This window comes from Aphanothece microscopica RSMan92 (assembly GCF_046613545.2).
Classification (GTDB): domain Bacteria; phylum Cyanobacteriota; class Cyanobacteriia; order PCC-6307; family Cyanobiaceae; genus NIES-981.
Map to the genome: position 1 here is coordinate 1 of NZ_JBKKKY020000226.1, position 928 is coordinate 928.

The 928-nt window shown below is 74.8% G+C and carries 1 protein-coding gene; it reads left to right on the forward strand.

The window, feature by feature from the left end; translation table 11 throughout:
• On the forward strand, positions 1 to 928 hold a 928-nt coding region (locus ACLD7X_RS17130), incomplete at both ends, for a hypothetical protein (protein WP_411424896.1).

Here is a 928-nt window from a genome sequence, read left to right on the forward strand (position 1 = left end):
CCGAAGAGGCGCTGCGCCTGCGCGCCGCCGATCCCGCCGTCGACGCCGCCCTGCGCCAGGTCTTCCGCGCCTCCGCCCTCGGGCAGGCCCCCCGGCCGCGCGTGCCCGCCGTCGCCGTGGGCGCCTACCGCAGCACCGATCTCCGGCACGACCTGGGCGCCAGCCTGCGGTCCCTGCCCGCCCGCAAGGCCGCGTTCCGCGTCCAGGGCCGGACGCCCGCCGAAGCCGCCAGCGGCGCCCCCATCTACCGCGCGCCCCGCCTGCCGGTCCCGCTGGCCGACTACATGGTCCGCATCGCGCCCGAGGCGCTGATCTCCGGCGCGCAGGACCTGCCCGACAACACGATCACCTTCTTCGAAGAACGGCGCAGCTTTGTCGAAAGCCTGCTTGCGGGTGCCAACCACGCGCTGAACGACGAACTGCGCTGGCGCGGCTTTGCGACCGACCTGCGCGGCACGCCCCTTGCCCGGTTCTGGAACCGCGGCGCCCCGCCCGCAGACCGGACCCGGGACGACATCGGCCCGATCACCGGCTGGACAGGCCCGCTCGGCCGCCAGCCCGACCCGGCCAATCCCGACGGCACGCGCCGCCTGGTCGTCGTCATCAAGGGCGATGTGGTGCGCAAGCTCGACCAGCCCATCCTGCGCATCGACCTCTGCGCCACCCCCGACTGGACCGACACGCCGCAGACCTCGCGCTATCCGGTGTTCTCGGGCAAGCTCCGCGCGGACACGGCCTATTACGGCTTTGACGTCGCACGCGCGGCGATCCTGGCGCGCGACCGCATCGACCGCGCCTTCTTCGTGATCCTCGAACCGCGCGGCCGGTTGCGCTTCGGGCTCGACGTGGGCCATCGCGCGGCCCGCGACCGGCGGGCGCAGGGCAGCCCCCGCGGCGCGGTGGCCACCTGGGACGACCTCGGCTGGCA